The sequence below is a fragment of the Streptomyces sp. NPDC017943 genome (assembly GCF_044328425.1).
Classification (GTDB): Bacteria; Actinomycetota; Actinomycetes; order Streptomycetales; family Streptomycetaceae; genus Streptomyces; species Streptomyces djakartensis_A.
In genome coordinates this window covers 1-24647 of record NZ_JBIRHH010000008.1, presented here as the reverse complement: position 1 = coordinate 24647, position 24647 = coordinate 1, and the positions used below count along the sequence as shown (strand labels likewise).

Below are 24647 nucleotides of genomic sequence, written 5' to 3'. Positions count from 1 at the left end.
CACCGTCCGGTGCACCGCCGCCAGTGGCCGTACCCCGCGTACGGCTCCGCAGACCGGAGAACCCGATGGGCACACCCACACAGACAACCGACGCACCTCCCCCCGCCTCACAGCCGGTGATCGACAAGCGCGCCGCGCGCGGCGCCACCCGGCCCGGAGACCGGATCTTCCTCGGCCTCTCCCGCGGTTCCGGCATCCTGCTCCTGGTGGTCATGGCCGCGATCGCGGTCTTCCTCACCTACCGGGCGTCCCTCGCCATCAGCAAGGACGAGGGCAACTTCCTCACCACCTTCCAGTGGGACACCAACCTCGTCCCGCCGGACTTCGGCATCGCCGTCCTGGCCTTCGGCACGGTGGTCTCCTCGATCATCGCCATGGTCATCGCGGTCCCGGTCGCCGTCGCCATCGCCCTGTTCCTCACCCACTACGCCCCCCGACGGCTGCGCGGCCCGATCGCCTACGTGATCGACCTGCTCGCCGCCGTGCCGTCGATCGTCTACGGCCTGTGGGGCGCCCTGGTCCTCGTCCCGCACATGACCGGCCTGTTCGGCTGGCTGGACGACTACCTCGGCTGGACCGGCGTCTTCTCGTGGGAGGGCGGCGCCCCCCGCTCGATGCTGACCGTCGGCATCCTGCTCGCGATCATGATCCTGCCGATCATCACCAACGTGAGCCGCGAGGTCTTCCGCCAGGTCCCGCAGATGCACGAGGAGGCCGCGCTGGCGCTCGGCGCCACCCGCTGGGAGGTGATCCGCATGGCGGTCATCCCCTTCGGCCGCTCCGGCGTCATCTCCGCCTCGATGCTCGGCCTCGGCCGCGCCCTCGGCGAGACCATGGCCGTCGCCACGGTGCTCTCCCCGACCTTCGACATCCAGGCCAGCCTGCTGGACCCGGGCGGCGGCACGTTCGCCCAGAACATCGCCAGCAAGTTCGGTGAGGCCACCGAGTTCGGCCGCGACGCGCTGATCGCCTCCGGCCTGGTCCTGTTCGTCATCACCCTGCTGGTCAACGGCGCGGCCCGCGCGATCATCGCCCGCCGCAAGGAGTACTCGGGGGCCAACGCATGAGCACCGCAACCCTGACCCCCGAGGGCCCCAGCAGCCTGCGCGGCGCCCGCCTGCCCAAGTGGTCCCCGTTCGCCATCGCCGGCGGCTCGATCGCCCTCGCGGCCGGCATCGGCCTCGCCGCCGGACTGCACAGCCGCGTCCAGTGGGGCCTGATCGCCGCGATCCTCTACGTCGTCGGCACGTACGCCATCGCCGCGGCCGTCGAGGGCAAGCGGCAGGCCAAGGACCGCATCGCGACCTCCCTGGTCTGGGTCGCCTTCCTGCTCGCCGTCGTGCCGCTGGCCTCGCTGGTCTGGTCGACCGTCGCACGCGGCGTGAAGGTCCTCGACGTCTACTTCCTGACGCACTCCATGGGCGTCGTCGCCGACACCGAACCCGGCGGCGGCATCTACCACGCCATCCTCGGCACCCTGCAACAGGTCGGACTCGCCACCGTGATCGCCGCGCCGATCGGCGTGCTCACCGCGATCTACCTCGTCGAGTACGGCCGGGGCAACCTCTCCAAGGCCATCACGTTCTTCGTCGACGTCATGACCGGCATCCCGTCGATCGTCGCGGGCCTGTTCATCCTCAGCCTCATGCTGATGCTCGACATGCAGCCCTTCGGCTTCGCCGGCTCGCTGGCCCTGGCCATCCTGATGATGCCGGTGGTCGTCCGCTCCACGGAGGAGATGCTCAAGCTCGTGCCCAACGAGCTGCGCGAGGCCTCCCTGGCGCTCGGCGTCCCCAAGTGGCGCACCATCCTGAAGGTGGTCCTGCCCACCTCCATCGGCGGCATCACGACCGGCATCATGCTCGCGATCGCCCGCATCACCGGCGAGACCGCCCCGGTGCTGCTGCTGGTCTGGGGCAACGCGTTCATCAACGCCAACCCCTTCGAGGGCGCGCAGGCCTCCCTGCCGCTGTACATCTACCAGCAGTACGCGAACAGCGCGGGCTCCGGTGCGGCGTACGACCGCGCCTGGGCCGCCTCGCTGACCCTCATCGCCTTCGTGATGCTCCTGAACCTGGTGGCCCGCGGGATCGCCCGCTGGAAGGCCCCGAGCACCGGTCGCTGAAGCGTCAATCTGCGGCTACCGCCGCGCGGGGCCACACAGCGACCCCCCAACACTTGGAAGTGAAGAAGCAATGGCCAAGCGAATCGACGTGAGCGGACTCACCGCCTACTACGGCTCCCACAAGGCGATCGAGGACATCTCGATGACCGTCGAGCCGCGCTCGGTGACGGCCTTCATCGGCCCGTCCGGCTGCGGCAAGTCGACGTTCCTGCGCACCCTGAACCGCATGCACGAGGTCACCTCGGGCGGCCGCGTCGAGGGCAAGGTGCTCCTGGACGACGAGGACCTCTACGGCACGGGCATCGACCCGGTGTCCGTGCGCCGCGAGGTCGGCATGGTCTTCCAGCGGCCCAACCCGTTCCCGACGATGTCGATCTTCGACAACGTGGCGGCGGGCCTGCGGCTGAACGGCTCCTACAAGAAGAGCGAGCTGTCCGACATCGTCGAGCGCTCCCTCAAGGGCGCGAACCTCTGGAACGAGGTCAAGGACCGGCTGAACAAGCCCGGCTCGGGCCTGTCCGGCGGCCAGCAGCAGCGCCTGTGCATCGCCCGGGCCATCGCGGTCGAGCCGAACGTCCTGCTCATGGACGAGCCCTGCTCGGCCCTGGACCCCATCTCCACGCTGGCGATCGAGGACCTGATCGGCGAGCTCAAGGAGCGCTTCACGATCGTCATCGTGACGCACAACATGCAGCAGGCGGCCCGCGTCTCGGACCGCACCGCGTTCTTCAACCTCGCGGCCGTCGGCCAGCCCGGCAGGCTCATCGAGATCGACGAGACGGAGCGCATCTTCTCCAACCCGTCGGTCCAGGCCACCGAGGACTACATCTCCGGCCGCTTCGGCTGACCGTCCCCCCGGTGCTCCTCGCGGTGCTGCATGGCGGTGCCACCGCGAGGCCGAAAAAGGGCCCGCCCCCGGATTCCCGGGGGCGGGCCCTCTCGCGTCGTGCGGGCGGTGCGGGCGTCCTACAGGAACGCCAGGTTCACGATCCCGAAGGACGCCGCGGCCACCAGGGCGGCGGCCGGCATCGTGATGAACCAGCCCAGGATGATGTTCTTCGCGACGCCCCAGCGCACCGCGTTCACGCGCTTGGTGGCGCCCACGCCCATGATGGCGGAGGTGATCACGTGGGTCGTGGAGATGGGCGCCTTGAACAGGAACGCCGTGGTGAACATGATCGAGGCACCGGTCGTCTCCGCGGCGAAGCCCTGCGGCGGGTCCAGCTCGATGATCTTGCGCCCCAGGGTCCGCATGATGCGCCAGCCGCCCGCGTAGGTGCCCAGCGACAGCATCACCGCACAGACGATCTTGACCCACACCGGGATCGGGTCGCCGTAGTCCTCGACGTCGGCGATGACCAGGGCCATCACCACGATGCCCATGGTCTTCTGCGCGTCCTGCAGACCGTGGCCGAGGGCCATGCCCGCCGCGGACACCGTCTGGGCTATGCGGAACCCGCGCTTGGCCTTGTGCGGGTTGGAGCGCCGGAACAGCCACAGGATGGCCGTCATCACGAGGTAACCGGCGATCAGGCCGACCACCGGCGAGATGAACATCGGGATGACGACCTTGTCCAGCACGCCGTGCCAGTAGACCGTCGTGCCCCCGGCCAGCGCCGCGCCCACCATGCCCCCGAACAGCGCGTGCGAGGACGAGGACGGCAGGCCGAAGTACCAGGTGATGAGGTTCCAGGTGATCGCGCCGACGAGCGCGGCGAAGAGGATGCCCATCCCCTTCGAGCCCTCGGGCGTCTGGATCAGGCCCTCGCTGACGGTCTTGGCGACTCCCGAGCCCAGGAAGGCGCCGGCCAGGTTCATCACGGCGGCCATCGCCAGCGCGGCCTTCGGCGTCAGCGCCCGCGTGGACACGGACGTGGCGATGGCGTTCGCCGAGTCGTGGAAGCCGTTGGTGTACGTGAAGAAGAGCGCGACCCCGATGGTCGCGATCAGCGCGAAGGTGTCCATGAAGGGCTCAGGACTCCTTGACGGCGATGGTCTCCACCGTGTTCGCCACGTGCTCGAACGCGTCCGCCGCTTCCTCCAGCACGTCCACGATCTGCTTCAGCTTCAGCACGTCCATGGCGTCGTACTTGCCGTTGAAGAGGTGCGCGAGCAGCTTGCGGTGGATCTGGTCGGCCTGGTTCTCCAGACGGTTGACCTCGATCCAGTACTCGGTGAGGTTCTCCATCGTCCGCAGGTGCGGCATCGCCTCGGCGGTCAGCTCCGCCGCGCGCGCCAGCACCTCGATCTGCTGGTCGACGCCCTTGGGCAGTTCCTCGACGTTGTAGAGGACGACCAGGTCGACGGCCTCCTCCATGAAGTCCATGATGTCGTCGAGGGACGAGGCCAGGGAGTAGATGTCCTCGCGGTCGAACGGCGTGATGAACGAGGAGTTCAGCTGGTGGAAGATCGCGTGCGTGGCGTCGTCACCTGCGTGTTCCGCGGCCCGCATACGCTCTGCGATCTCGGCCCGGGCGGAAGAGTCCGCCCCGAGCAGTTCCATCAGGAGCTTCGAGCCCGTGACGATGTTGTCCGCGGAGGCGGCGAACATGTCGTAGAAGCTCGTCTCCCTGGGGGTCAGACGAAAGCGCACGTGGGGTCCTCGGGGTGCTTCGGTTTCGGTCAGGCTGATGCTAGGCGCAACATCCGGCCACGGCTATCGGGCCGCCCACCAGTGTCGCCCATCGGGCACAGTGATGAGCACGGGGGCGGCCCCAGGCCCGTATACCCGGGAAACTTCGGTACCATATACCCAGTAGGGGTATATGTCGGCGCACTGCCCACCAGGAGGACGCGATGACCGACGTGACCGACACGACAGATGTCGCGCATGTCACCCACGGCACCGCCGACACCACCGGCGCGGACGCCGTGACCGAACACGACCACGGGGTGCACGGGTACCACAAGCAGAAGGACGAGCACCTCAAGCGGCTGCGCCGCATCGAGGGCCAGATCCGCGGCCTGCAACGCATGGTCGACGAGGACGTCTACTGCATCGACATACTCACGCAGGTCTCCGCGTCCACCAAGGCCCTGCAGTCCTTCGCCCTGCAGCTGCTGGAGGAGCACCTGCGGCACTGCGTCGCCGACGCGGCCCTCAAGGGCGGTGACGAGATCGACGCCAAGGTGAAGGAGGCGACCCAGGCGATCGCCCGCATGCTGCGGACCTGACCCGGGCCCGGGCCGTTCAGCGCCCGGAGGCGGCGCGTTCCTCGGCCACGTTCAGCACCTCGTCGATGCTCTCCAGGCTGAGCCGCTCCTGCGCGGCCGAGGCGGCGATGATGAGCTCGCCGCACAGCTCGATCTCGGCGAGGGCCACGTGGTCCTGAACTGCCGTACCGCCGACCGGAGCCACGCGCGTCACCTCGTCTCTGCCGTTACCGACTTCCTAGAGTAGGGAGCGGCGCACACACCGCGCATGGCACGGACGGGCTAGTTCGCGCCGGTCACTCCTCGGCGATCCTGCCCGCGTAGATGTCGCCGCCCTCCGGCAGCCGGATGCGCGCCGGAGCCCCGAAATCGTAGAGCAGCGTGGTCGAGGCGACGGCCACCGGGTTCTTCTGCTGCCCGTTCAGGAAACTGAAGCGGTGGCGCACCTTGCGGATGCGCCCCTCGTCGTCGAGCCAGACGTCGAAGGGGACCTCCGCCGTGGCGAACCCCTTCCCGGCCGCGCGCAGCGAGCCCGCGCTGCCCTCGGAGGCCCGCCGGGCCGCGGCGCCGAGATCGGCCGTCCCCCGGTAATGCCGCACCGCCGTGCCCGCCACCTCGGTCGGGCCCACGTACGTCGCCGTCCGCGTCCCGCGCAGGACCTCCGCCGCCGTGAACGGGTCGGTGGCACCGCCGGTGACGAGGTTGCCGTCGGTCAGGGTCCGGGTGTCCACCCGCACCCACTTGTCCGGCGGGACGCCGGCTCCCCGGTTCTTCATGTACAGCGCGCCGGGCGCCAGCAGCTCGGTGATGGGGCGGCTCTCGGCGGCCCCCGCCGGGTCCTGCGGCAGCAGCACCTCGAGCCGTCCCGTGTGGCGGCGGAAGTCGTACACCCCGGCGCCCCGGATCGTCACGCGCGTCCCGCCGGCCGCCATCTCCATCGACGTCCGGGCCCGGGCGCTGCCCGCGTCCACCAGCCGGCCGGCGGCCCCGCGCAGCACGGCCACGGCGTCCCCGCCCCGGGCGTCCCCGGCGACGGCGTCCCCGCCCGCGCACCCGCCGGCGCCCAGTCCCGTCGCGGCCATCACCCCGGCCGCGACGAGCGCCGCACCCGTCCGCCGGCTCCGCCGATCCCGCTGCCGCCCAGTCATCGCCTGCCTACCCCCAGCCGGTACGTCCGTCACGGGCCCCCTGTTGTTCCGGTTAACGACGGGTATGTGCCCTCGTCACGCGGGCACCCGCCGCCCGGCACCCCCGCACGTCACCCGGGGTGGGTAACGTGGCCGGCGTGGCGCAGCAGGACGGGCCGGAGCCCGACCCCGATCTCCTCGAACACCGCACGACGACGCAGGAGAAGGGCCGCTTCTGCGTGGCCCGGTGCACCTGCGGCTGGTACGGCCCGGCCAGACGGGCCCGCAGCCAGGCCCGCACGGACGCGGAACGCCACGCAACGGACTGAAAGCCCACCACCGCCCCGCCACCCGCGGGGCGTGCCGTGCGCCGTGCGCCGTGCGCCGTGCGCCGTGTGCCGTGTGCCGTGCGCCGTGTGCCGTGCACTGTCCGCTGTCCGCTGTCCGCTGTCCGCTGTCCGCTGTCCGCTGTCCGCTGTCCGCTGTCCGCTGCGGCATGGAACCCGCGCCGCCCTCCCCCCGTCTCCCACGGCGGAACCACCGGGAGGCCCCATGGAACGGCGCACAGTCCTCACCGCCGGCAGCGCGGCGATCGCCGCCGCCGCGACGTCCTTCAGCACCGCCTGCACCCCGTCGGGCGCCCGTTCCGGGCCACCGGCCGCCACCCCGCGCACCACCACGGCCTCGAAGGCCACCGCGGCCGGCTGGTCCGCCCTGGGCCGCGCTCTGGACGGTCCCCTGGTGCGGCCCGGCGACGCGGCCTGGAAGACGGCCCGTCAGCTGTACAACACCCGGTTCGACGGCCTGCGTCCCGCGGCGGTCGCCTACGTCTCCCACGCGGACGACATCCGCACGGCCCTGGACTACGCCCGTGCCCACTCCCTGCGCGTGGCGATCCGCAACGGCGGCCACTCCTACGCCGGCTGGTCCTCCGGCGACGGCCGGCTGATCCTCGACGTGTCGAAGCTCAACCGCGTGCGCGCCTCCGGCGACAGCGCGGTCGTCGGCGCCGGCGCCAAACTCATCGACGTCTACCGCGCCCTCGCCGCGAAGGGCGTCACCATCCCCGCCGGCTCGTGCCCCACGGTCGGGGTCTCCGGGCTGACCCTCGGCGGCGGCCACGGCGTGGTCTCCCGGGCCTACGGTCTGACCTGCGACAGCCTCACCCGGGCCACGCTGATCACCGCGGACGGCAAGCAGCTCACCGCGGACTCCCGTGAGAACAAGGACCTGTTCTGGGCCCTGCGGGGAGCGGGCAACGGCAACTTCGGCGTGGTGACGGAACTGCACTTCAGGACCCACCCGGCCCCGCAGGGCGTCTCGGCGTACCTGTCCTGGCCCTGGTCGAAGGCCGCGGCGGTGGTGCGGGCCTGGCAGGAGTGGGGCCCCTCGCAGCCCGACGAGATCTGGTCGTCCCTGCACCTGGCGAACGCCGCCGGGGGCACCCCGACCGTCTCGGTGGCCGCGTTCTCCCTGGGCACCTACGGCGAGTTGAAGAACGCCGTGGACCGCCTCGCGGACCGGGTCGGCGCCCCGGCGCGCAGCGTCTCCCTGAAGCGCCGCTCGTACGAGGAGTCGATGGAGGTGTACGCGGGCTGCTCCTCGTTCCCGACGGACGCGCAGTGCCATCTGCCCGGGACCACACCGGGCCGTTCCTCGAAGGGCGCGCTGGGCCGCGAGACGTACGCGGCGGCCTCGGACTTCTTCGACCGCTCGCTGTCCGCGGCCGGCATCCGCACGCTGCTGGACCGGATCGCCTCGGTGCGCGGCGGCACCGGCAGCATCGCCCTCACGGCCCTGGGCGGCGCGGTGAACCGCGTCTCCCCCACCGCCACGGCGTTCGTGCACCGCCGTTCGCGGATGCTGGCCCAGTACATCGGCGCCTGGCGGGCCGGGACGAGCGGCGCGACCGCCCGCGACTGGCTGGCGTCGGCCCACCGGGCGATGCGCCCGCACGCCTCGGGCGCGGCCTACCAGAACTACACGGACCCGACGCTGACCGACTGGCGCACGGCGTACTACGGGGACGCGGCGACCCGGCTGGCCAAGCTGAAGAAGCAGTACGACCCGGACCGCTTCTTCACCTACCCCCAGGCACTGTGACCCCGTGCCCGGCCCGGGCCCGGACCTAGGCGGCCAGGTCGCGCTCGGAGGTGCGGTCGGTGCGCGCCTCCGGGACCGCGGTGTCCTGGCCGGACTCCCGTCCCCGGGCCCGCACCAGCCATCCCGCGCGGGGCGACCGCTCGACCGCCTTCGCCAGCGGCGTCAGCAGGGCCATGGCGACGGGCGACAGCAGCAGGGCCACGGCCGTGCCGAGCGCGAACCCGCCCACCACGTCCGTCGGGTAGTGCACGCCCATGTAGACCCGGATGAACCCGCCGAACAGCGCGAGCACCAGTGCGACGAGCCCGAACTTGCGGTGGGCGACGAAGAGTCCGACCGCCAGGGCCATCACGAGCGTGGCGTGGTCGCTGACGAACGAGTAGTCGGTCTTGCCCTGGACGAGCACTTCGAGGCCCTGGTGGTCCAGGAAGGGCCGGGGCCGTTCGACGAATCCCCGTATCGGCACGTTCACCAGCACCGCGACGCCCGCGGCCAGCGGCGCCCAGGCCAGGGCGGCGACCGTGGAGGCCGCGTCCTCGCCGCCGCGCCGCCGCACGGACCACCAGCAGCCGAGCACGAGCAGGACGATGGCGAGCAGCAGCCCGTACTCACCGACGTACTCCATGACCCGGTCGAACCACGGTGGGGCGGCCTTGGCCAGGCCGTTGATGTCGTAGAGCAGGTCGACGTCGGGGTTCGACCCGGAATCGGCGAGTCCAGCCATGGTGCTGCGGCCCCTTCGTCGTCTTGGCGGCGCACCGTGCGTGCGCCGTGCCTGCCACCCCCGTGGGTTGTAGATCCGCTTCCGCTGCACGCGTGCGTGGCACGCGCTTCCTGACGTCTGCTCGGCTACGACATCAGGAACGCATGGTCCTCGTTGATACGTTCCACACTCCACCGAATGATCACGCAGACGTTATCGAAGAGAGATACGTCGTCGCAGCTCAGGGGGTGGGTTCACGCTCGGTTCACACCGCGGTGGGCAGCGCTTTCGCGCCATCTTCGGTGACACGGGTCGCCCCGAAGTAGTCGGGCGTGTCGATCGGGTCGAACCGGATGACCGCACCGGTCCGCGGCGCGTCGATCATGTACCCACCGCCGACATAAATGCCGACATGCCGGATGGCCCGGGAATTGGTCAGGTCGTCCGAGAAGAACACCAGGTCGCCGGGGAGCAGTTCGTCCCGCGCGGGGTGCGGTCCCGCGTTGTACTGGTCGTTGGCGACCCGTGGCAGCTTCACGCCGACGCTGGCGTACGCGGCCTGGGTGAGCCCGGAGCAGTCGAAGCGTCCGCCCTGCTCAGGGGTGCCGGTGCCGCCCCAGAGGTACAGCGTGCCGAGCTTCTTCTGCGCGTACTCGATTGCGCCGGCGGCCTGCTGCGAGGGATCGACCCGGCCCACGGGCGCGGCGAAGCTCTCGGAGAGGGTGGTGATCCGCTTCACGTAGTTCCGGGTCTCGCTGTACGGCGGCACGCCCCCGTACTTGATGACCGCGTACGCCCCCGCGTTGTAGGCCGCCAGCATGTTTTCGGTCGGATTTCCGCCAACCTTCTTCACGTACGAGGCGAGTTCGCAGTCGTAGGAGGCCGCCGAGGGGATCGCGTCCGCCGGGTCCCACACATCGCGGTCCCCGTCCCCGTCGCCGTCGATGCCGTGGCTGGCCCAGGTGCCGGGGATGAACTGCGCTATGCCCTGCGCGGCGGCGTGGCTCTGCGCCCGGGGGTTGAAGCCGCTCTCCTGGTAGAGCTGGGCCGCGAGCAGCGCGGGACTGATGGCGGGGCAGAGGTTGCCCCACCGCTGCACGAGGGGTGCGTACGCGGCGGGCACCGATCCCTTGGCCAGCGCCTTCGCCCCGCCGCCCAGGCCGTTGACGACGTTTCCGGCGACGAGGTAGACGCCGATCACGAGCAGCATCACGAAGGCGAGGGCGGAACTGATGGCGACGCCCGCCAGGATCCATGTCTTACGCACCGTCAACCGCCCCTCACAGCCCAGGAGTCCGCGAGCCAGTGTAGAGGCGGGTGCCGCGCACAGGAATGATCACGGGGAGGGGAGTCGGGGCGGGCGGGTGAACGACCGGCGGCCCGGGCGGCGCGGTGGGTGCGGCCGCGGCACGAGCGGCGCGGCGGGGGCGCGTGCGGCGCATGGGGACGGCACACGGGCGGCCCGCCGCCCTCGACGGCAGGTCAGACGCTCTCCCGGCGCTCGCCGCCGGGCAGCGGGTAGCGCGCGCCCGTCAGTTCCTCCGAGATGGTCCACAGCCGCCGGGCCGCCAGCGGGTCGCCGGCCGCGCGGGAGCGGCCGACCAGGGTGGGGGCGCCGCGCATCTCGCCGAGTCCGTCCGGGCCGACGTAGCTCGCGCCGGGCAGGTCCTGGGTCGCGGCGTAGAGGGTGGGCAGGGCACCCGCCCTGTCGTCCTGGGCGAGGAACCGGTTGCCCAGCCGCAGCAGCGCCCGTACCACCGGGTTGGCCGTGCCCTGCTGGAGGTTGGTGGAGGCGTAGCCCGGGTGCGCGGCCAGGGCGCGGACCGCGGAGCCCGAGGCGGTCAGCCGGCGCTGGAGCTCCAGGGTGAACAGCAGGTTGGCCAGCTTGGACCGGGCGTAGGCGCGCTGCGGGGTGTAGCGCGACGCCAGGTCGAGGTCGTCGAAGTCGATCCGGGCGCGGCCCCAGCGGTGGGCGCCGGAGGAGACGGTGACGACGCGGCCGGTGATGTGCGGGAGCAGCAGATTGGTCAGGGCGAAGTGCCCGAGGTGGTTCGTGCCGAACTGCATCTCGAAGCCGTCCCTGGTGCGCTGCCGCGGGAGCATCATCACGCCGGCGTTGTTGACGAGCAGGTGCAGCGGATCCCGCCAGGACTCGGCGAAGGCCCGCACGGAGGCCAGGTCGGCCAGGTCCAGCCGGCGCACCTCGGTGCTGCCCCGGACCGAGGCGGCCGCGGCCCGTCCGCGGTCGGTGTCCCGCACCGCGAGCACGACGTGCGCCCCCGCCCGGGCCAGCGCGTCGGCCGTGGTGAGCCCGATGCCGCTGTTGGCGCCGGTGACGACGGCGGTCCGCCCGGACAGGTCCGGGAGGCGGTCCGCACGGAAGGTCTCGTTGCTCTGGAGGTCCGTCTTCTCAGCCATGAACCGAATGTAGGCGCCGCCAACAATGCTGTCAATGACAACAATGTCGACGCCGTCAACATTGCGTTATCATGCTGCGCATGTCGGACAGCCGCCCCTACCACCACGGAGACCTGCGCTCCACCCTGCTCGCCGGCGCGGAACGCACCCTGCGGGAGAAGGGGGCCGCAGCGCTGTCCCTGCGCGAACTGGCCCGTGAGGCCGGCGTCAGCCACGCCGCGCCGGGCCGCCACTTCAAGGACAAGCAGGCCCTGCTCAACGCCCTGGCCCTGACCGGCTACGACCGGCTCGGCCAGGCCCTGGAGAGCGCCGACGACCCGGCACTCCCGCTGGAGCGGCGGCTGACCGTCCTGGCCCGGGCCTACCTCGCCTTCGCGATCGACAACGGCGAGCTGCTGGAGCTGATGTACGCCCGCAAGCACGAGCCGGACGCCTCGGAGCAGATGACCGCGGCCGTCGACCGGACGGTGGGCTCCCTGGAGCGGGTCGTCGCCGACGCCCAGGAACGCGGCGAGATCATCGCGGGCGACCCGCACCACATCACCCTGCTGACCGGCGCCACCCTCCAGGGCATCGCCTCCTTCGCCGCGAGCGGCATGCTCGACCCCGCGAGCGCGCTCGACGGCATCGAGGAGCTCGTCCATCTCCTCCTGCACGGCCTCAAGCCCCGCTGACCCCCCGGCCACCGGATCACGCCGACGGACCACGGCACCACCGCCGCCCGGAGTACACCCGCCGGGCCCCCGACCCGCCCCCCGAGTCACCCCCGGCCCACCGCCGCCCCGTGACGCACCGTCACGACCACATGCCGAGCGGGGCCGTGGCGGGTAGCCTTCCTCCGGGAAGCACCGGCGCGGCCCTCACCCGATCAGCCGTCAGAAACCGTCCGTGAAGGTGAGCAAGGCCGCAGGAGGGCACAACGACGGAACCACACACCAGGTTCCGCTCTCACCTCATTGCCCGGGGTGACCCGCCGTGATACACAGAGTGACCATACGATCCTTCGTACGCCGTTCACCGTCCCCCTCCCGGGCCGGCACCGAAACGGTGGCAAGGTTTTCGTACGAAACCCGTCCATCAATGACGCCAAGTCGACATACGGCGGCATCATTGTCGGCGAGAATGATGCCTGACCTCTGCATGCCCGCAGAGGATGCGGAACTACCCACCAGGGGCGGTGACTTACATGCTCTTTGCGGCCGACAAGGGAGACATCAACACCATCATCGGCGGGATCGCTCCGGACTGGGGCCCCTTCGGCAGCCTGGGCACCGAGGCGAAGACGATGGTCCAGGTCGTGATGGCGTTCGCCATCCTGATCTGTCTCGGCATCGCCGTCTGGGGCGCCGCCAAGCAGCGCATCGGGGCGACGGCCCTGCGGGACACCTTCAGCGCGGAGCAGGGCAAGGGCCTCATCATCGCGGGCCTGACCGGCGTCTTCATCATCGGTTCCCTCGGCACGCTGTTCACGATCGTGTACGGCATGGCCGTGTAGACCGGGCACCGTCCGTCCCGGCCGGCACGCCCGGCTCCCCCGCCCATCCCACCCGCCCGTCGTGCCCACCGGCTGAGGTTGCGTTTCCCTGATGTCGAGTCACCACACCGCGCCCGCGCGGGAACCAGCACGGCTACCGTCGTACGTGGAGTACGTGCACGACGACCGGTACGAAGTGTTTCCGCACGACGTCGAGGGGGCGTACGCGGCATGAGTCTCGGTGACGAACGGGAGTCCTCCGGGGGCTACGGCGGCACGGGCCAGACCCGCACCCGCCTGCCCGACACGGACCCCGACCCCTACGGCACGCAGCGCCGCGGCCCCCGCTCCTCGTCCCGCGGCCTGGTCACGGTCGTCGGCGTGGTGGTCCTCCTGATCGCCGCGATCGCCTTCGCCAACCGTGGGGGAGGCGACGCGTCGGACACCGACGGCACCACGAACAAACCGGACGCCGCTCCCACGGCGCCCTCGGGGCAACATCCCGTCAAGACCAAGTCCGCCACGGGCATCCCCTCGGGCTTCCCCCAGAACCGGGAGGGGGCGGAGAGTGCTGGGGCGAATTACGCCGTGGCACTCGGGTCCGCCGAGATGTTCGACAAGGACAAGCGGGACGCCATCCTGCAGTCGATCATCGTCCCTTCCCGGGTCTCGTACTTCAAGGGCATGCTGGACAAGGCATACTCGCCTGCTTTCAACAAGAACGTCGGTCTGAACGAGGACGGATCGACTCCGCAGGGCTACACATTCGTGTCCCGCACGAGCCCCATCGGTACCAAGGTCACCGAGGCGTCCCAGGAGAGCGCGACCGTGGATGTCTGGTGCAGCGGCCTCCTCGGTCTCGCAGGTGAGAACTCCACCACGCCGGTCACGAACAGCTGGTTCACCATCACCATGGAACTGAAATGGACCGGCGATGACTGGAAGATCGTGACTCACTCACAGAAGGACGGGCCGACGCCCGTCCCCGGTGACGACAGAGCATCCAGTGCCGACGAGATGGCAAAGGCTGTCGAGGAGTACGGAGGGTTCTCATATGCCCGTTGACAACCACGTACTCAAGCTGGCGGGCACCCTCGTCGCCGTGCAGACCACTGTGGTCCTGATGGCCACGCGTGCCGTCGCCGCGCCCACACCCACTCCCACACCCAGCGACGGCCGCTGTGACGCGATCCACGGCCCGGCCAAGGAGTACTGCGAACGAGGCAACGGCGGATCCAGACGTTCAGGCGGCGGCTCCTCCACCATCGACACGTCCACCCTCGACCCCCTCTCCTCCCTCGCCAAAGGCTGTGCCGACGCCGCCTCCTGGACCGTCGACAAGCTCAGCGACGCCGTGCAGGAGACCGCCAACGTCGACTTCACCAACCCCAAGTTCCTTCAGCAGTACGCCGTCGTCTTCGCCGCCTCGACGATCCTCACCCTCGTGCTGTGGATCCTGGCCGTCGCCAAGCGCGCCGTACGCGGCGTCCCCCTCGGCACCGCCCTGTCCGAAGCCGTCGGCTTCCTCTGGCTGACCGTCCTCGCCTCCGCCTTCACCCCACTGATCCTCTACACCGTCGTCTCCGCCACCGACGGCATCACCCAGGTCCTCGCGAAGGCGACCGGCGACCAGACCGACGCCTTCTTCGGCACCTTCTCCGAGGCCCTGAAGAAGGGCGAGGACATCGGCGGCGGCCCGATCATGCTGATCGTCGTCTCCCTGGTCAGCATCCTCGCCGCCGGCGTGCTCTGGCTGGAACTCGTCATCCGCGCGGCCCTGCTGTACGTCGGCGCCCTCCTCGGCACCGTCGTCTACGCCGGCCTCGTCGACAAGAACCTCTGGGGCCACGTCCGCCGCTGGGCGGGCATCATGATCGCGGTGATCCTCGTCAAGCCCGTCATCGTGATCGTGCTCGGCCTCGCCGGCGCGCTCTCCGCCGACGACGGCCCGAACGCCTTCTCCGCCGTCGTCTCCGGCCTGGCCATCATCCTGCTCGCCATCTTCGCCAGCGCGATGATCTACCGCTTCGTCCCCGGCTTCGGCGACGAGATCGCCGGCTCCCGCAACAACCGCATCATGCAGGGCGCCGAGAGCAAGGCCGCGGCCGTCATCAGCTCCCCGGCGTCCCTGGTCGCGCAGGGCATCAAGACCCACAGCACCCGCGCCGACCACCAGGGCGGAGGCGGCCAGTCCGCCGCCCCCCGCCCCAGCAACCCCGCATCCGGCGGGGTCGCCGCGCACAGCACGCGCCCCGCGAACGGCGGCGGCGGAACTGTCCCCTCCGCCGCACCCGCACCCCGTTCGGGCAGCCCCGTCAACACGCCCCACGCAGGCAACACCCGCAACAGCAGTACCAACCGCACGGGAGGTGAAGGGCGTTGACGACCGAGTCCCACGTGTCCCATCCGGTCACGCCCCGCCGTACGTATCTGATCGGCCGCGCCCGGCCGAACGCGATCATCGGCCGCAACCGCGAGACGGGCGAGATCGCCCTGATCGTCGTGGGCGCGTTCCTCGGCATGATGTGCGGGCTCCTCGTCCCCGTGCTGTCCCTGCGCATCGTGCTGCTCGCCGGCTTCCCCATGCTGGCGCTGGCCGCGGTGTACGTGCCGTACAAGCACCGCACGTTCTACAAGTGGTTCGAGATCAACCGCAGCTACAAGCGCACCCTCAAGCGCAACTCCGCCTACCGCTCCACCGCCGTCGAGGCCGGCACCCGCCTCGACGGACGCGAGATCGAGGTCGGCCCGCCCCCCGGCATCGGCCGCATCACCTGGCTGTCCGCCCCCTTCGGGCCCGACGAGATCGCCGTCCTGCTGCACGCCGACCGCAAGACCGTCACCGCCGCCATCGAGATCGAGGGCCCGGGCGTCGGCCTGCGCGACAGCGAGGACCAGGAGGCCCTGGTCGACCGCTTCGGCACCCTGCTCAAGCACGTGGCCAACGGCGACGGCTTCGTCACCCGCCTGCAGATGCTCGCCCGCACCCTTCCCGCCGACCCCGACGCCCACGCCAAGGACGTCGCCGTCCGCGGGGACGACAAGGCCCTGCCCTGGCTGCAGGAGTCCTACGACCAGCTCCAGTCCATGGTGTCGACCAGCAGCGAGCAGCACCGCGCCTACCTGGTCGCCTGCATGCACTACAACCGCGAGCTCGCCGCCGAGGCCAACGCCATGGCCCGGGCCGCCCGCGCCCACGGCGGCAAGGTCGACCGCGACGCCGGACTCGCCGTCGTCATGGCCCGCGAGCTCACCGACATCTGCTCGCGCCTCCAGGAGGCCGACATCCGCGTCCGCCAGCCGCTCGGCCAGAGCCGGCTGTCCTCGCTGATCCACTCCATGTACGACCCGGACCACCCCATCGACCACATCCAGGCGATGACCAAGCGCAACGCCTGGCCGGCCGAACTGGACGCCACCGAGCCCACCTACCTCCAGGCCAAGACCCGCGAGTCCTCCACCCGCGCCCCCTGGTGCCACGCCACGGCCTGGGTGAAGGAGTGGCCGATGACCCCCGTCGGCGTCAACTTCCTCGCCCCGCTGCTCGTCCACACCCCCGACGTGATCCGCACGGTCGCCGTCACCATGGACCTCGAACCCACCGAGGTCGCCATCGAGCGCATGCTCACCGAGAAGACCAACGACGCGGCCGAGGCGTCCCGGGCCGCGAAGATGAACCGCACGGTCGACCCGCGGGACGTCGCCGCCCACTCCCGGCTCGACCAGCGCGGCGAGGACCTCGCCAGCGGCGCCGCCGGCGTCAACCTCGTCGGCTACATCACCGTCTCCTCCCGTTCCCCCGACGCCCTCGCCCGCGACAAGCGGACGATAAGGGCCTCGGCCGGAAAGTCGTACCTCAAGCTCGAATGGTGCGACCGCGAGCACCACCGCGCCTTCGTGAACACCCTTCCCTTCGCCACCGGCATCCGGAGGTAGGACCTGATGCGGGATCCGCTGTCCGTCCTCACCGAGGCCTTCACGTCCTTCCTCTTCGGGAAGGTCGAGACGACCCGGCTCCCGGTGCGCACGTCCACGGGCCAGGCCCAGGCGGTCTACCTCCCGACCGCCGCCCCCGGCCTCGGCGACTCCGGTGTCATCATCGGCCGCGAGGTCTACTCGGGGAAGGGCTACATCTACGACCCCTTCCAGCTCTACGGCCAGCAACTGCCCGCCCCCCACTGGCTCGTCCTCGGCGAGTCCGGCAACGGCAAGTCGGCGCTGGAGAAGACGTACGTCCTGCGCCAGCTCCGCTTCCGCGACCGCCAGGTCGTCGTCCTGGACGCCCAGGGCGAGGACGGCGTCGGCGAGTGGAACCTCATCGCGCAGGAGCTGGGGATAACTCCCATCCGCCTGGACCCGACGGCGGCCCTGGACATGGGCATCCGCCTCAACCCGCTCGACCCCGCGATCACCACCACGGGCCAGCTGGCCCTGCTCCGGACGATCATCGAGGTCGCCATGGGCCACGGCCTGGACGAACGCTCCGGCTTCGCCCTCAAGGTCGCCCACGCCTACGTCAACGAGACGATCACCGACCGCCAGCCGGTCCTCACCGACATCGTCGAGCAACTGCGCCACCCCGAGCCCACATCCGCCGAGGCCATGAACGTCGCCATAGACGACGTCCGCGCCTGGGGCCTGGACGTGGCGCTCGTCCTGGACCGGCTCGTCGACGGCGACCTGCGCGGCATGTTCGACGGCCCCACCACGGTCGGCATCGACCTGGACGCGCCGCTCATCGTCTTCGACCTGTCCCACATCGACCGCAACTCCATCGCCATGCCCATCCTCATGGCGATCGTGGGCGTGTGGCTGGAGCACACCTGGATCCGCCCCGACCGGAAGAAGCGCATCTTCCTGGTCGAGGAGGCCTGGCACATCATCAACAGCCCCTTCGTGGCGCAGCTGTTCCAGCGCCTGCTGAAGTTCGGCCGACGGCTCGGCCTGTCGTTCGTCGCGGTCGTCCACCACCTGTCCGACGTCGTCGACGGCGCCGCGGCCAAGGAGGCCGCGGCGATCCTCAAGATGGCCTCGACCAGGACGATCTACGCCCAGAAGGCCGACGAGGCCAGAGCCACCGGCCGCGTCCTCGGCCTGCCCCGCTGGGCCGTCGAGATCATCCCGAGCCTCACCCCGGGCATCGCCGTGTGGGACGTCAACGGCAACGTCCAGGTCGTCAAACACCTGGTCACCGAGACCGAACGCCCCCTGGTCTTCACCGACCGCGCGATGACCGAGTCCTCCATCGACCACGCGGACGACGCCCTGCGCGCCGCCGAACGCGAGGCGGAGGCACGGGCCGCGGCCTTCGTGGAACACCACATGGGCGACTCCGAATCGACGGTGGCGTAAGGGGCGGCGCGTGAGACCGGACGACCCCCGCAGCCGGCGGGACACCCAGGGCGGCATCCCCGACGGCCTGCTGATCGGCATACTCGCGCTGCTCCTCGGCACGACCCTGCTGGTGTGGACGGCCACGGGCCTCGCGGGCCTGTTCGCCCACGGATCCTGGCCGTCCGGGGTCACCTTCACCGCCACGCCCCTGGCCATGCGCGAACTCATCGCCCACCCCCAGGACATCACCGGCGCCTGGCCCGCCACACCCCCCGGGGACCTCTCCGGCTACGGCCTCTTCTGGGGCCTGTTCATCGGCCAGCTGATGCTGCTGTTCGTCCTGACCGTCTTCGCGATGGGCACACTGGCCCGCTGGAGAGCGGTCCGCGCCGGACGCCGCCTCGCCGGGGCGAGGGCGGACGACGGCCCGTACGAGACGACGCCCCCGGCCCACCACGACGTACCGGCGGCCCACCCCGCCCCGGCGCAGCACGATGCACCCGCGGCGGCCCGGAACGGCGTCCCCGGCACGGTCTCCCACGACCTGCCGGCCACCGCCCCGCACCTGCCACCCACCCCGGCACCCACCGCCACCGACCTGCCGGCCCCGGCGGCGCACCACGCCCCCACCCCGGCCCCGGCCGCCCCGGCCGGCCCCCACGACCTGCCCACACCGCGCCGGGCCACGGCTCCCACGGCTCCCACGGCCCCCACGGCCCCGGCGCCACTGTTCGCCCGCGAAGGACCCGGAGGAGAGGCCGCAGGAGGGCCCGGCACGTGGACGAAGGTCTTCGTGGCCCCCAGGGAAACCCGCCGCACCACCGCAGCCCAGGCCGTACGCGACGCCGAGGGCCCCGCCCTGGTCGTCACCTCCGACCCCGCCCTCTGGCAGGAGACGAAGGACGCCAGGTCGAAACTCGGCCCCACCCACCTCTACGACCCGGCCCACCTCTGCGACACCCCGGCCCGCCTGCACTGGTCCCCCACCACCGGCTGCGAGGACCGGGACACGGCAGCCGCACGGGCCACCGCCCTCCTCACCCCCTTCCGCCCCACCGCCCGGCTCGACCAGGCGGTCGGCGACACGGCCACCACCCTGCTGCGGAGCTACCTGCACGCCGCCGCCATCGACGGCCGCACCGTCCGCCACGTCCACCGCTGGTCCCAGGGCACCCAGATCCAGGACGCCGTACGCATCCTGCGCACCAGCCCCAAGGCGGCCCCCGGCTCCGCCGGCGAACTCGAAGGGGCCCTCACCGCCCACCCCGAACGCCGCGACGTGGCCCAGCAGCTGACGACCCGTGCCCTCGCGGCCCTCTCCACGGTCAATATCCGCGAGGCCTGCACTCCCAACCGAAATGATGCCCTCGCCTTGGATTCCTTCGTCCACGAAGGGGGAACGCTTTACGTGGTGGGGGAATCCATCGAGGACCCCAGGACGAACCCGGGCGCGATGCCCTTCCTGACGGCCCTCGTCTCAAGCGTGGTCGAGCGCGGCCGGCACATGGCCGAACGGTCATCGGCCGGTCGCCTCGACCCACCAATGACGCTCGTCCTGGACGACGTCGCCGCCGTGGCCCCGCTCCCCCAGCTCCCCGAGCTGCTGGCCACGGGAGCGGACCGGGGCCTGCCGACCCTGGCCCTGCTCCGCTCCGCCGAACAGGGCAGGTCCCGCTGGCCCCACGACGACCTGCCGGTCCAGCTCCCCGGCCGGGCCGGCACCTGACCCGCCCACCGGGCACACCGCTCCCACACGGGAGTCACTCCGGCGAGAGGCACTTCCGCCCCCGTCACTTACGCGACGGTCACTCCCGCTCGAGCACGAACTCCAGCTCCCGCTCCCCCGCGTCCCCCAGCGGCACCGTCAGCCCGCTCGGCGAGAACCCCGCCCGCCGGTAGAACCGCTGCGCCCGCCCGTTGTCCTCGTGCACGATGAGCCGCACCCGCTCCAGACCCCGCCCCCACGCCCACTCGAGGGCGGCGTCGAACAGCACCTCCGTCAGCCCGCTCCCCCGCTCCTCGGGCCGCACGAAGACCGCGACGACATGCCCCTGCTTCCGCTCCACCGGGAACCCGGCCCAGTCGGTCGTCCCGGGCTCCTCCACCAGCACGGTCAGCGTCCCCACCCACCGCCCGTCCGGCGCCTCGGCGATGATCTGCTGCGCCCGGTCGGCCCCCTCGGCGGCCCCGGCCGTCCGCTCCCGCCAGAACGCGTCCGGCCTGGCCGCGGCCTGCTCGTACGTCTCCAGGAAGGCCAGGTGCGCCACCGGGTCCCGCAGCGCCGCGAGCCGCAGCTCCTTGGCCGCGGGCCACTCGTCGGCACGAACGGACCGGATCACATAGCTCATACGGCCACGGTAGTACCCGGGTACGACACCCCTCACCCGGATTACCACCGCCGTCCGACGACCGCGGCCCCCGCGCGGACGAGCATCGAAGCATGCTGACGGCACAGAGACTCACCAAACGCTACGGCGACCGGACGGTCGTCTCGGACCTGTCCTTCACCGTCCGCCCGGGAACGGTCACCGGCTTCCTCGGCCCCAACGGCGCCGGCAAGTCCACGACCATGCGCATGCTCCTCGGCCTCGACGCCCCCACCCGCGGCCACGCCACCGTGAACGGCCGCTCCTACGCCGCCCACCCCGCGCCCCTCACCGAGGTCGGGGCCCTGCTGGAGGCCCGCTCGGTCCACCCGGGCCGCACCGCGCACCACCACCTTCAAGCCCTGGCCCTCACCCACGGCATCCCCCGCACCCGGGTCGACCACGTCCTGGCCCTCACCGGCCTCACCGACGTGGCCCACCGCCGCGTCAAGGGCTTCTCCCTCGGCATGGGACAGCGCCTCGGCATCGCCGCCGCACTCCTCGGCGACCCGGCCGTGCTGATCCTCGACGAGCCGGTCAACGGCCTCGACCCCGAGGGCGTCCTGTGGATCCGCACCCTGCTCAAGTCCCTCGCCGCGGAGGGCCGCACGGTCCTCGTCTCCTCCCACCTGATGAGCGAGACGGCCCTCACCGCCGAGCACCTGGTCATCATCGGCCGCGGCCGCCTCCTCGCCGACACCACCGTCGCCGACTTCGTCCGCGCCTCGGCCGCCGGCACCACCAGGGTCGTCACCCCGGAGGCCACCACCCTCGCGCACCTCCTCACCGCCCCCGGCGTCACCCTCACCACCGACACCCCCGGCACCCTGCTGGTCGGCGGCACCGACGCCGAACACATCGGCCGAACGGCAGCCGCCCACGGCATCCCCCTCCACGAACTGACCCCCGGCGCCGCCTCCTTGGAAGCCGCCTTCATGGACCTCACCCGCGACGCGCTGGAGTACCCGGCGACCCTGGAAGGAACAGCGGCATGACCACGGCAGCACCGCCCCACCGCGTGACCCCCGCCCGCGTCCTGCACTCCGAGTGGCACAAGCTCCGCACCCTGCGCTCCACCTGGGTCAACCTCACCGCCACCACCGTCCTGACCGTGGCCATGGGCATCGGTCTCGGCGCCGCCTACGACGGTTCCGGCGAAGGCGGCATGGACCCCGTCATGTTCGTGCTGCTCGGCACCCAGTTCGCCACGATCAACCTCGGCGTGCTGGGCATCCTCGCCACGGCCGGCGAGTACTCCACCGGCCAGATCCGCGCCACCCTGACCGCCGTCCCGCGCCGCCTGCCCGTCCTCTGGTCCAAGGCCGCCGTCCTGGCCGCGGTCGCCCTCCCCCTCACCCTGGTCACCAACCTGCTGACCTTCCCCCTGGCCCAGACCTTCCTCGCCGGCACCGACCAGGCGGCCTCCCTCACCGACCCGGGCGTCCTGCGCGCCCTCGCCGGCAACGCCGCCGGGCTCGCGCTCCTCACCGTCCTCGCCCTCGGCATCGGCGCCCTGGTCCGCTCGGTCCCGCTCGCCATCGGCGCCTTCATCGGCCTGCTCATGATCGTCCCGGAGGTCCTGGCCATGCTCCCGTACGCCGTCGTCGACGACGCCGTCCGCTACTTCCCCGGCAAGGCCCTCGAAGCCCTCACCACGGCACGACCCGCCCCGGAAGCGGCATCGCCGGGCGCCGCACTGTTCGCCATGGTCCTCTGGACGGCCGTGACCCTCGCGGCGGCCGCGGTGGTCCTGCGCCGCCGGGACGTGTGACGCCCCGTCCGGCAGGCCCCACGATGGACACCGTGACGCATGACAAGGCGCCGGAGCCCTTCACCGAACACGCCCACCGCCTCAGCCGCCGGTTACGCGCCTTCGACCGACGCCATCCACTGCTGTGGGACCTGCACTTCACCGGCTTCTGGGTGACGGCCGCGCTGATCGACCACCTCGGCGGCGGCTGGCGCAACAACGCCCACCAGCTCGACGTCCCCGGCTGGCTGCTCCTCACCCTCAGCCTCGGCCTCTCCCTCCCGCTGCTGATCCGGCGCACCCACCCCGGCGCGGCCCTGGCCGCCACGCTGCCCTTCGCCCTGGTCAACGCCTGGACCGGCGCCGCGCTCCAGGCCGCACTCCTCCAGCTGGTCCTCGTCTACCACCTGACCCTGCGCCGCCCGCTGCGCAACCTGTGGTGGGCCACGCTCCTGGTCATCACCCCGGTCCTCGTCTCGGCGGTCCGCCATGGGGAGGGCACCTGGGACCAGCAGATCGGCTCCCAGCTGATGTCCGTCGCGGTCGCCGCCCTCATCGGCGCCACGGTCCGCACCCGCCGCGACCACACCGAAGCCCTGGAGGACCGCGCCCGCCGCCTGGAGAGCGAACGCGACCAGCAGGCCCGGCTCGCCACCGCGGCCGAACGCGCCCGCATCGCCCGGGAGATGCACGACATCATCGGGCACAACCTCTCCGTCATCACCGGCCTCGCCGACGGCGGCCGCTACGCCGCCTCCAGGAACCCCGAACGCGCAGCCCAGGCCCTCGACGCCATCGCCACCACCAGCCGCCAGGCCCTCACCGAACTGCGCCGCCTCCTCGACGTCCTGCGCGAGGAGGAGAAAGAACGCGCGGACCTCACCCCGCAACCCGGCCTCACCGACCTCGACCAGCTCCTCGACGGCGTCCGCGCGGCCGGCCTCCCCGTCCAGCTGACCGTCGACGGCACGCCCAGCCTCCCCCCGGGCCGCCAACTCACCGTCTACCGGGTCGTCCAGGAGGCCCTCACCAACACCCTGAAGCACGCGGGCCCGCACACCACCGCGACCATAGCCCTCGCCTACGACGACCAGGCCGCCGTCACCGTGACGATCACGGACACGGGGACCGCCCCGCCCGCGCCCCCGGACTCCCGGGCGGCCGGCCGCGGCCTCCCGGGAATGCGCGAGCGAACAGCCCTGTACGGCGGCACACTTGAGGCCGGCCCCCGCCCGCACCCGGAGCAGGGCTGGCGCGTCCGCCTACACCTTCCGGAGGAACCCCCGCAGTGACCACGGTCCTGATCGCCGACGACCAGCCCCTGCAGCGCTTCGGCTCCCGCATGCTCCTGGAGAGCCAGGACGACATGACGGTCGTCGGCGAGGCGACGAACGGCGGCGAAGCGGTCCGCCTGACCGCCGAACTCCACCCCGACGTGGTCCTCATGGACATCCGCATGCCCGGCCTGGACGGCATCGAGGCGACCCGCCGCATCACGGCCGTCGGTGACCGCACCCGCGTCCTCATCGTCACGACATTCGACCTGGACGAGTACGCCTACGCGGGTCTCCGTGCCGGCGCCTCGGGGTTCCTGGTGAAGGACGCCCAACCCGAGGACCTCCTGTCCGGTATCCGTGCGGTGGCGACCGGCGATGCGGTCGTGGCCCCCAGCCTGACGCGCCGCCTGCTGGACGCCTACGTCCACCACCTGCCGGCGGACACCACCGCGGCCACTCCGCCGGAGGACGACCCCCGACTCGCCTCCCTGACCGACCGGGAACGCGAGATCCTCACGGTCATCGGCAGGGGCTGGACCAACAGCGAGATAGCGGCGCGTCTCCACCTCGCCGAGTCCACGGTGAAGACACACGTGGGCCGCATTCTCGCCAAGACCGGCTCCCGTGACCGTATTCAGGCGGTCATCCTCGCGTACGACGCGAAACTGGTGGAGCCGTCCTGAAACGCAGAAAACCCCCGCATCTTTCGATGCGGGGGTTTTCCCAACAATTGTTCGGCGGCGTCCTACTCTCCCACAGGGTCCCCCCTGCAGTACCATCGGCGCTGTAAGGCTTAGCTTCCGGGTTCGGAATGTAA

25 protein-coding genes and 1 rRNA gene are annotated in these 24647 nt (G+C 71.4%); 17 read left to right on the top strand and 9 right to left on the bottom strand.

Annotated features, from left to right (window positions below; genetic code table 11):
* Positions 1–65 precede the first annotated feature (65 nt).
* The 3 genes from pstC (at position 66) to pstB (ending at position 2972) form a co-directional block, all read left to right on the top strand.
* Complete coding sequence (pstC, locus tag ACH4C6_RS25005; RefSeq protein WP_398110825.1) at positions 66–1067, top strand: phosphate ABC transporter permease subunit PstC; 1002 nt, start codon at positions 66–68, stop codon at positions 1065–1067.
* Positions 1064–2125, top strand: coding sequence for a phosphate ABC transporter permease PstA (gene pstA, locus ACH4C6_RS25000; protein ID WP_398110824.1), 1062 nt, complete (start codon positions 1064–1066; stop codon positions 2123–2125). The genes pstC and pstA overlap by 4 nt, the downstream gene beginning before the upstream one ends.
* Positions 2126–2195: 70 nt before the next feature.
* The gene (gene pstB / locus ACH4C6_RS24995) at positions 2196–2972 is read left to right on the top strand and encodes a phosphate ABC transporter ATP-binding protein PstB (RefSeq protein WP_398110823.1); all 777 of its coding nucleotides are present in this window, start codon (positions 2196–2198) and stop codon (positions 2970–2972) included.
* A 119-nt stretch (positions 2973–3091) separates the two neighbouring features.
* Here the strand turns inward: pstB and ACH4C6_RS24990 are convergent, their stop codons facing one another.
* Both ACH4C6_RS24990 and ACH4C6_RS24985 read right to left on the bottom strand, forming a co-directional pair.
* The gene (locus ACH4C6_RS24990) at positions 3092–4090 is read right to left on the bottom strand and encodes an anion permease (RefSeq protein ID WP_398110822.1); all 999 of its coding nucleotides are present in this window, start codon (positions 4088–4090) and stop codon (positions 3092–3094) included.
* Between the two features lie 7 nt (positions 4091–4097).
* A complete protein-coding gene (locus tag ACH4C6_RS24985) occupies positions 4098–4718 on the bottom strand; it encodes a DUF47 family protein (RefSeq protein WP_362235767.1) in 621 nt (206 codons plus the stop codon).
* Between the two features lie 203 nt (positions 4719–4921).
* Between ACH4C6_RS24985 and ACH4C6_RS24980 the strand changes: the two genes are divergently transcribed.
* Positions 4922–5299, top strand: coding sequence for a metal-sensitive transcriptional regulator (locus tag ACH4C6_RS24980; protein ID WP_398110821.1), 378 nt, complete (start codon positions 4922–4924; stop codon positions 5297–5299).
* A gap of 16 nt (positions 5300–5315) precedes the next feature.
* Here the strand turns inward: ACH4C6_RS24980 and ACH4C6_RS24975 are convergent, their stop codons facing one another.
* Together ACH4C6_RS24975 and ACH4C6_RS24970 are read right to left on the bottom strand one after the other, a co-directional pair.
* Complete coding sequence (locus ACH4C6_RS24975; RefSeq protein ID WP_369194770.1) at positions 5316–5483, bottom strand: hypothetical protein; 168 nt, start codon at positions 5481–5483, stop codon at positions 5316–5318.
* A gap of 91 nt (positions 5484–5574) precedes the next feature.
* Positions 5575–6426, bottom strand: a complete 852-nt coding sequence (locus tag ACH4C6_RS24970; protein WP_398110820.1) for a hypothetical protein — start codon at positions 6424–6426, stop codon at positions 5575–5577.
* 137 nt (positions 6427–6563) lie between these two features.
* Between ACH4C6_RS24970 and ACH4C6_RS24965 the strand changes: the two genes are divergently transcribed.
* Both ACH4C6_RS24965 and ACH4C6_RS24960 read left to right on the top strand, forming a co-directional pair.
* Complete coding sequence (locus tag ACH4C6_RS24965; RefSeq protein ID WP_398110819.1) at positions 6564–6734, top strand: hypothetical protein; 171 nt, start codon at positions 6564–6566, stop codon at positions 6732–6734.
* A 223-nt stretch (positions 6735–6957) separates the two neighbouring features.
* Entirely contained in the window at positions 6958–8508 is a 1551-nt protein-coding gene (locus tag ACH4C6_RS24960; protein WP_398110818.1) for an FAD-binding oxidoreductase, read from the top strand.
* Between the two features lie 25 nt (positions 8509–8533).
* On the opposite strand, the gene ACH4C6_RS24955 is transcribed toward ACH4C6_RS24960, so the two are convergent.
* The 3 genes from ACH4C6_RS24955 to ACH4C6_RS24945 all read right to left on the bottom strand — a co-directional run bounded on the left by ACH4C6_RS24955 (position 8534) and on the right by ACH4C6_RS24945 (position 11629).
* The gene (locus ACH4C6_RS24955; protein ID WP_398110817.1) at positions 8534–9232 is read right to left on the bottom strand and encodes a phosphatase PAP2 family protein; all 699 of its coding nucleotides are present in this window, start codon (positions 9230–9232) and stop codon (positions 8534–8536) included.
* Between the two features lie 244 nt (positions 9233–9476).
* Entirely contained in the window at positions 9477–10478 is a 1002-nt protein-coding gene (locus tag ACH4C6_RS24950) for an NlpC/P60 family protein (protein ID WP_398110816.1), read from the bottom strand.
* Between the two features lie 215 nt (positions 10479–10693).
* Positions 10694–11629: an oxidoreductase gene (locus ACH4C6_RS24945; RefSeq protein ID WP_398110815.1), complete on the bottom strand. Its 936-nt coding sequence runs from the start codon at positions 11627–11629 to the stop codon at positions 10694–10696.
* Between the two features lie 71 nt (positions 11630–11700).
* On the opposite strand from ACH4C6_RS24945, the gene ACH4C6_RS24940 reads away from it, so the two are divergent.
* The 7 genes from ACH4C6_RS24940 (at position 11701) to ACH4C6_RS24910 (ending at position 20163) form a co-directional block, all read left to right on the top strand.
* Positions 11701–12303 (top strand): TetR/AcrR family transcriptional regulator, encoded by a 603-nt coding sequence (locus ACH4C6_RS24940; protein WP_398110814.1) that lies wholly within the window; start codon positions 11701–11703, stop codon positions 12301–12303.
* Positions 12304–12815: 512 nt separating this feature from the next.
* Positions 12816–13124 (top strand): hypothetical protein, encoded by a 309-nt coding sequence (locus ACH4C6_RS24935; protein WP_333935173.1) that lies wholly within the window; start codon positions 12816–12818, stop codon positions 13122–13124.
* Positions 13125–13334: 210 nt separating this feature from the next.
* Positions 13335–14168, top strand: coding sequence for a hypothetical protein (locus tag ACH4C6_RS24930; protein WP_398110813.1), 834 nt, complete (start codon positions 13335–13337; stop codon positions 14166–14168).
* A complete protein-coding gene (locus ACH4C6_RS24925; protein WP_398110812.1) occupies positions 14158–15486 on the top strand; it encodes a hypothetical protein in 1329 nt (442 codons plus the stop codon). The genes ACH4C6_RS24930 and ACH4C6_RS24925 overlap by 11 nt, the downstream gene beginning before the upstream one ends.
* Positions 15483–17039: an SCO6880 family protein gene (locus tag ACH4C6_RS24920; RefSeq protein WP_398110811.1), complete on the top strand. Its 1557-nt coding sequence runs from the start codon at positions 15483–15485 to the stop codon at positions 17037–17039. Before ACH4C6_RS24925 ends, ACH4C6_RS24920 begins: the two co-directional genes overlap by 4 nt.
* 6 nt (positions 17040–17045) lie before the next feature.
* On the top strand, positions 17046–18455 hold the full coding sequence (locus ACH4C6_RS24915) for an ATP-binding protein (RefSeq protein ID WP_398110810.1): 1410 nt from the start codon (positions 17046–17048) through the stop codon (positions 18453–18455).
* A gap of 10 nt (positions 18456–18465) precedes the next feature.
* Complete coding sequence (locus tag ACH4C6_RS24910; RefSeq protein ID WP_398110809.1) at positions 18466–20163, top strand: type VI secretion protein; 1698 nt, start codon at positions 18466–18468, stop codon at positions 20161–20163.
* A gap of 79 nt (positions 20164–20242) precedes the next feature.
* On the opposite strand, the gene ACH4C6_RS24905 is transcribed toward ACH4C6_RS24910, so the two are convergent.
* Positions 20243–20785: a GNAT family N-acetyltransferase gene (locus ACH4C6_RS24905; RefSeq protein ID WP_398110808.1), complete on the bottom strand. Its 543-nt coding sequence runs from the start codon at positions 20783–20785 to the stop codon at positions 20243–20245.
* 92 nt (positions 20786–20877) lie between these two features.
* Between ACH4C6_RS24905 and ACH4C6_RS24900 the strand changes: the two genes are divergently transcribed.
* Genes ACH4C6_RS24900 through ACH4C6_RS24885 form a run of 4 tightly spaced genes read left to right on the top strand, consistent with a single transcriptional unit; the run spans position 20878 to position 24513 of the window.
* The gene (locus ACH4C6_RS24900) at positions 20878–21798 is read left to right on the top strand and encodes an ABC transporter ATP-binding protein (RefSeq protein ID WP_398110807.1); all 921 of its coding nucleotides are present in this window, start codon (positions 20878–20880) and stop codon (positions 21796–21798) included.
* A complete protein-coding gene (locus tag ACH4C6_RS24895) occupies positions 21795–22574 on the top strand; it encodes an ABC transporter permease (protein WP_398110806.1) in 780 nt (259 codons plus the stop codon). The genes ACH4C6_RS24900 and ACH4C6_RS24895 overlap by 4 nt, the downstream gene beginning before the upstream one ends.
* Positions 22575–22597: 23 nt before the next feature.
* Complete coding sequence (locus ACH4C6_RS24890; protein ID WP_398110805.1) at positions 22598–23845, top strand: sensor histidine kinase; 1248 nt, start codon at positions 22598–22600, stop codon at positions 23843–23845.
* Positions 23842–24513, top strand: coding sequence for a response regulator (locus ACH4C6_RS24885; RefSeq protein ID WP_398110804.1), 672 nt, complete (start codon positions 23842–23844; stop codon positions 24511–24513). Before ACH4C6_RS24890 ends, ACH4C6_RS24885 begins: the two co-directional genes overlap by 4 nt.
* Before the next feature lie 49 nt (positions 24514–24562).
* Here ACH4C6_RS24885 and rrf read toward each other — a convergent pair.
* A 5S ribosomal RNA gene (gene rrf / locus ACH4C6_RS24880) occupies positions 24563–24647 on the bottom strand; the annotation flags it as partial.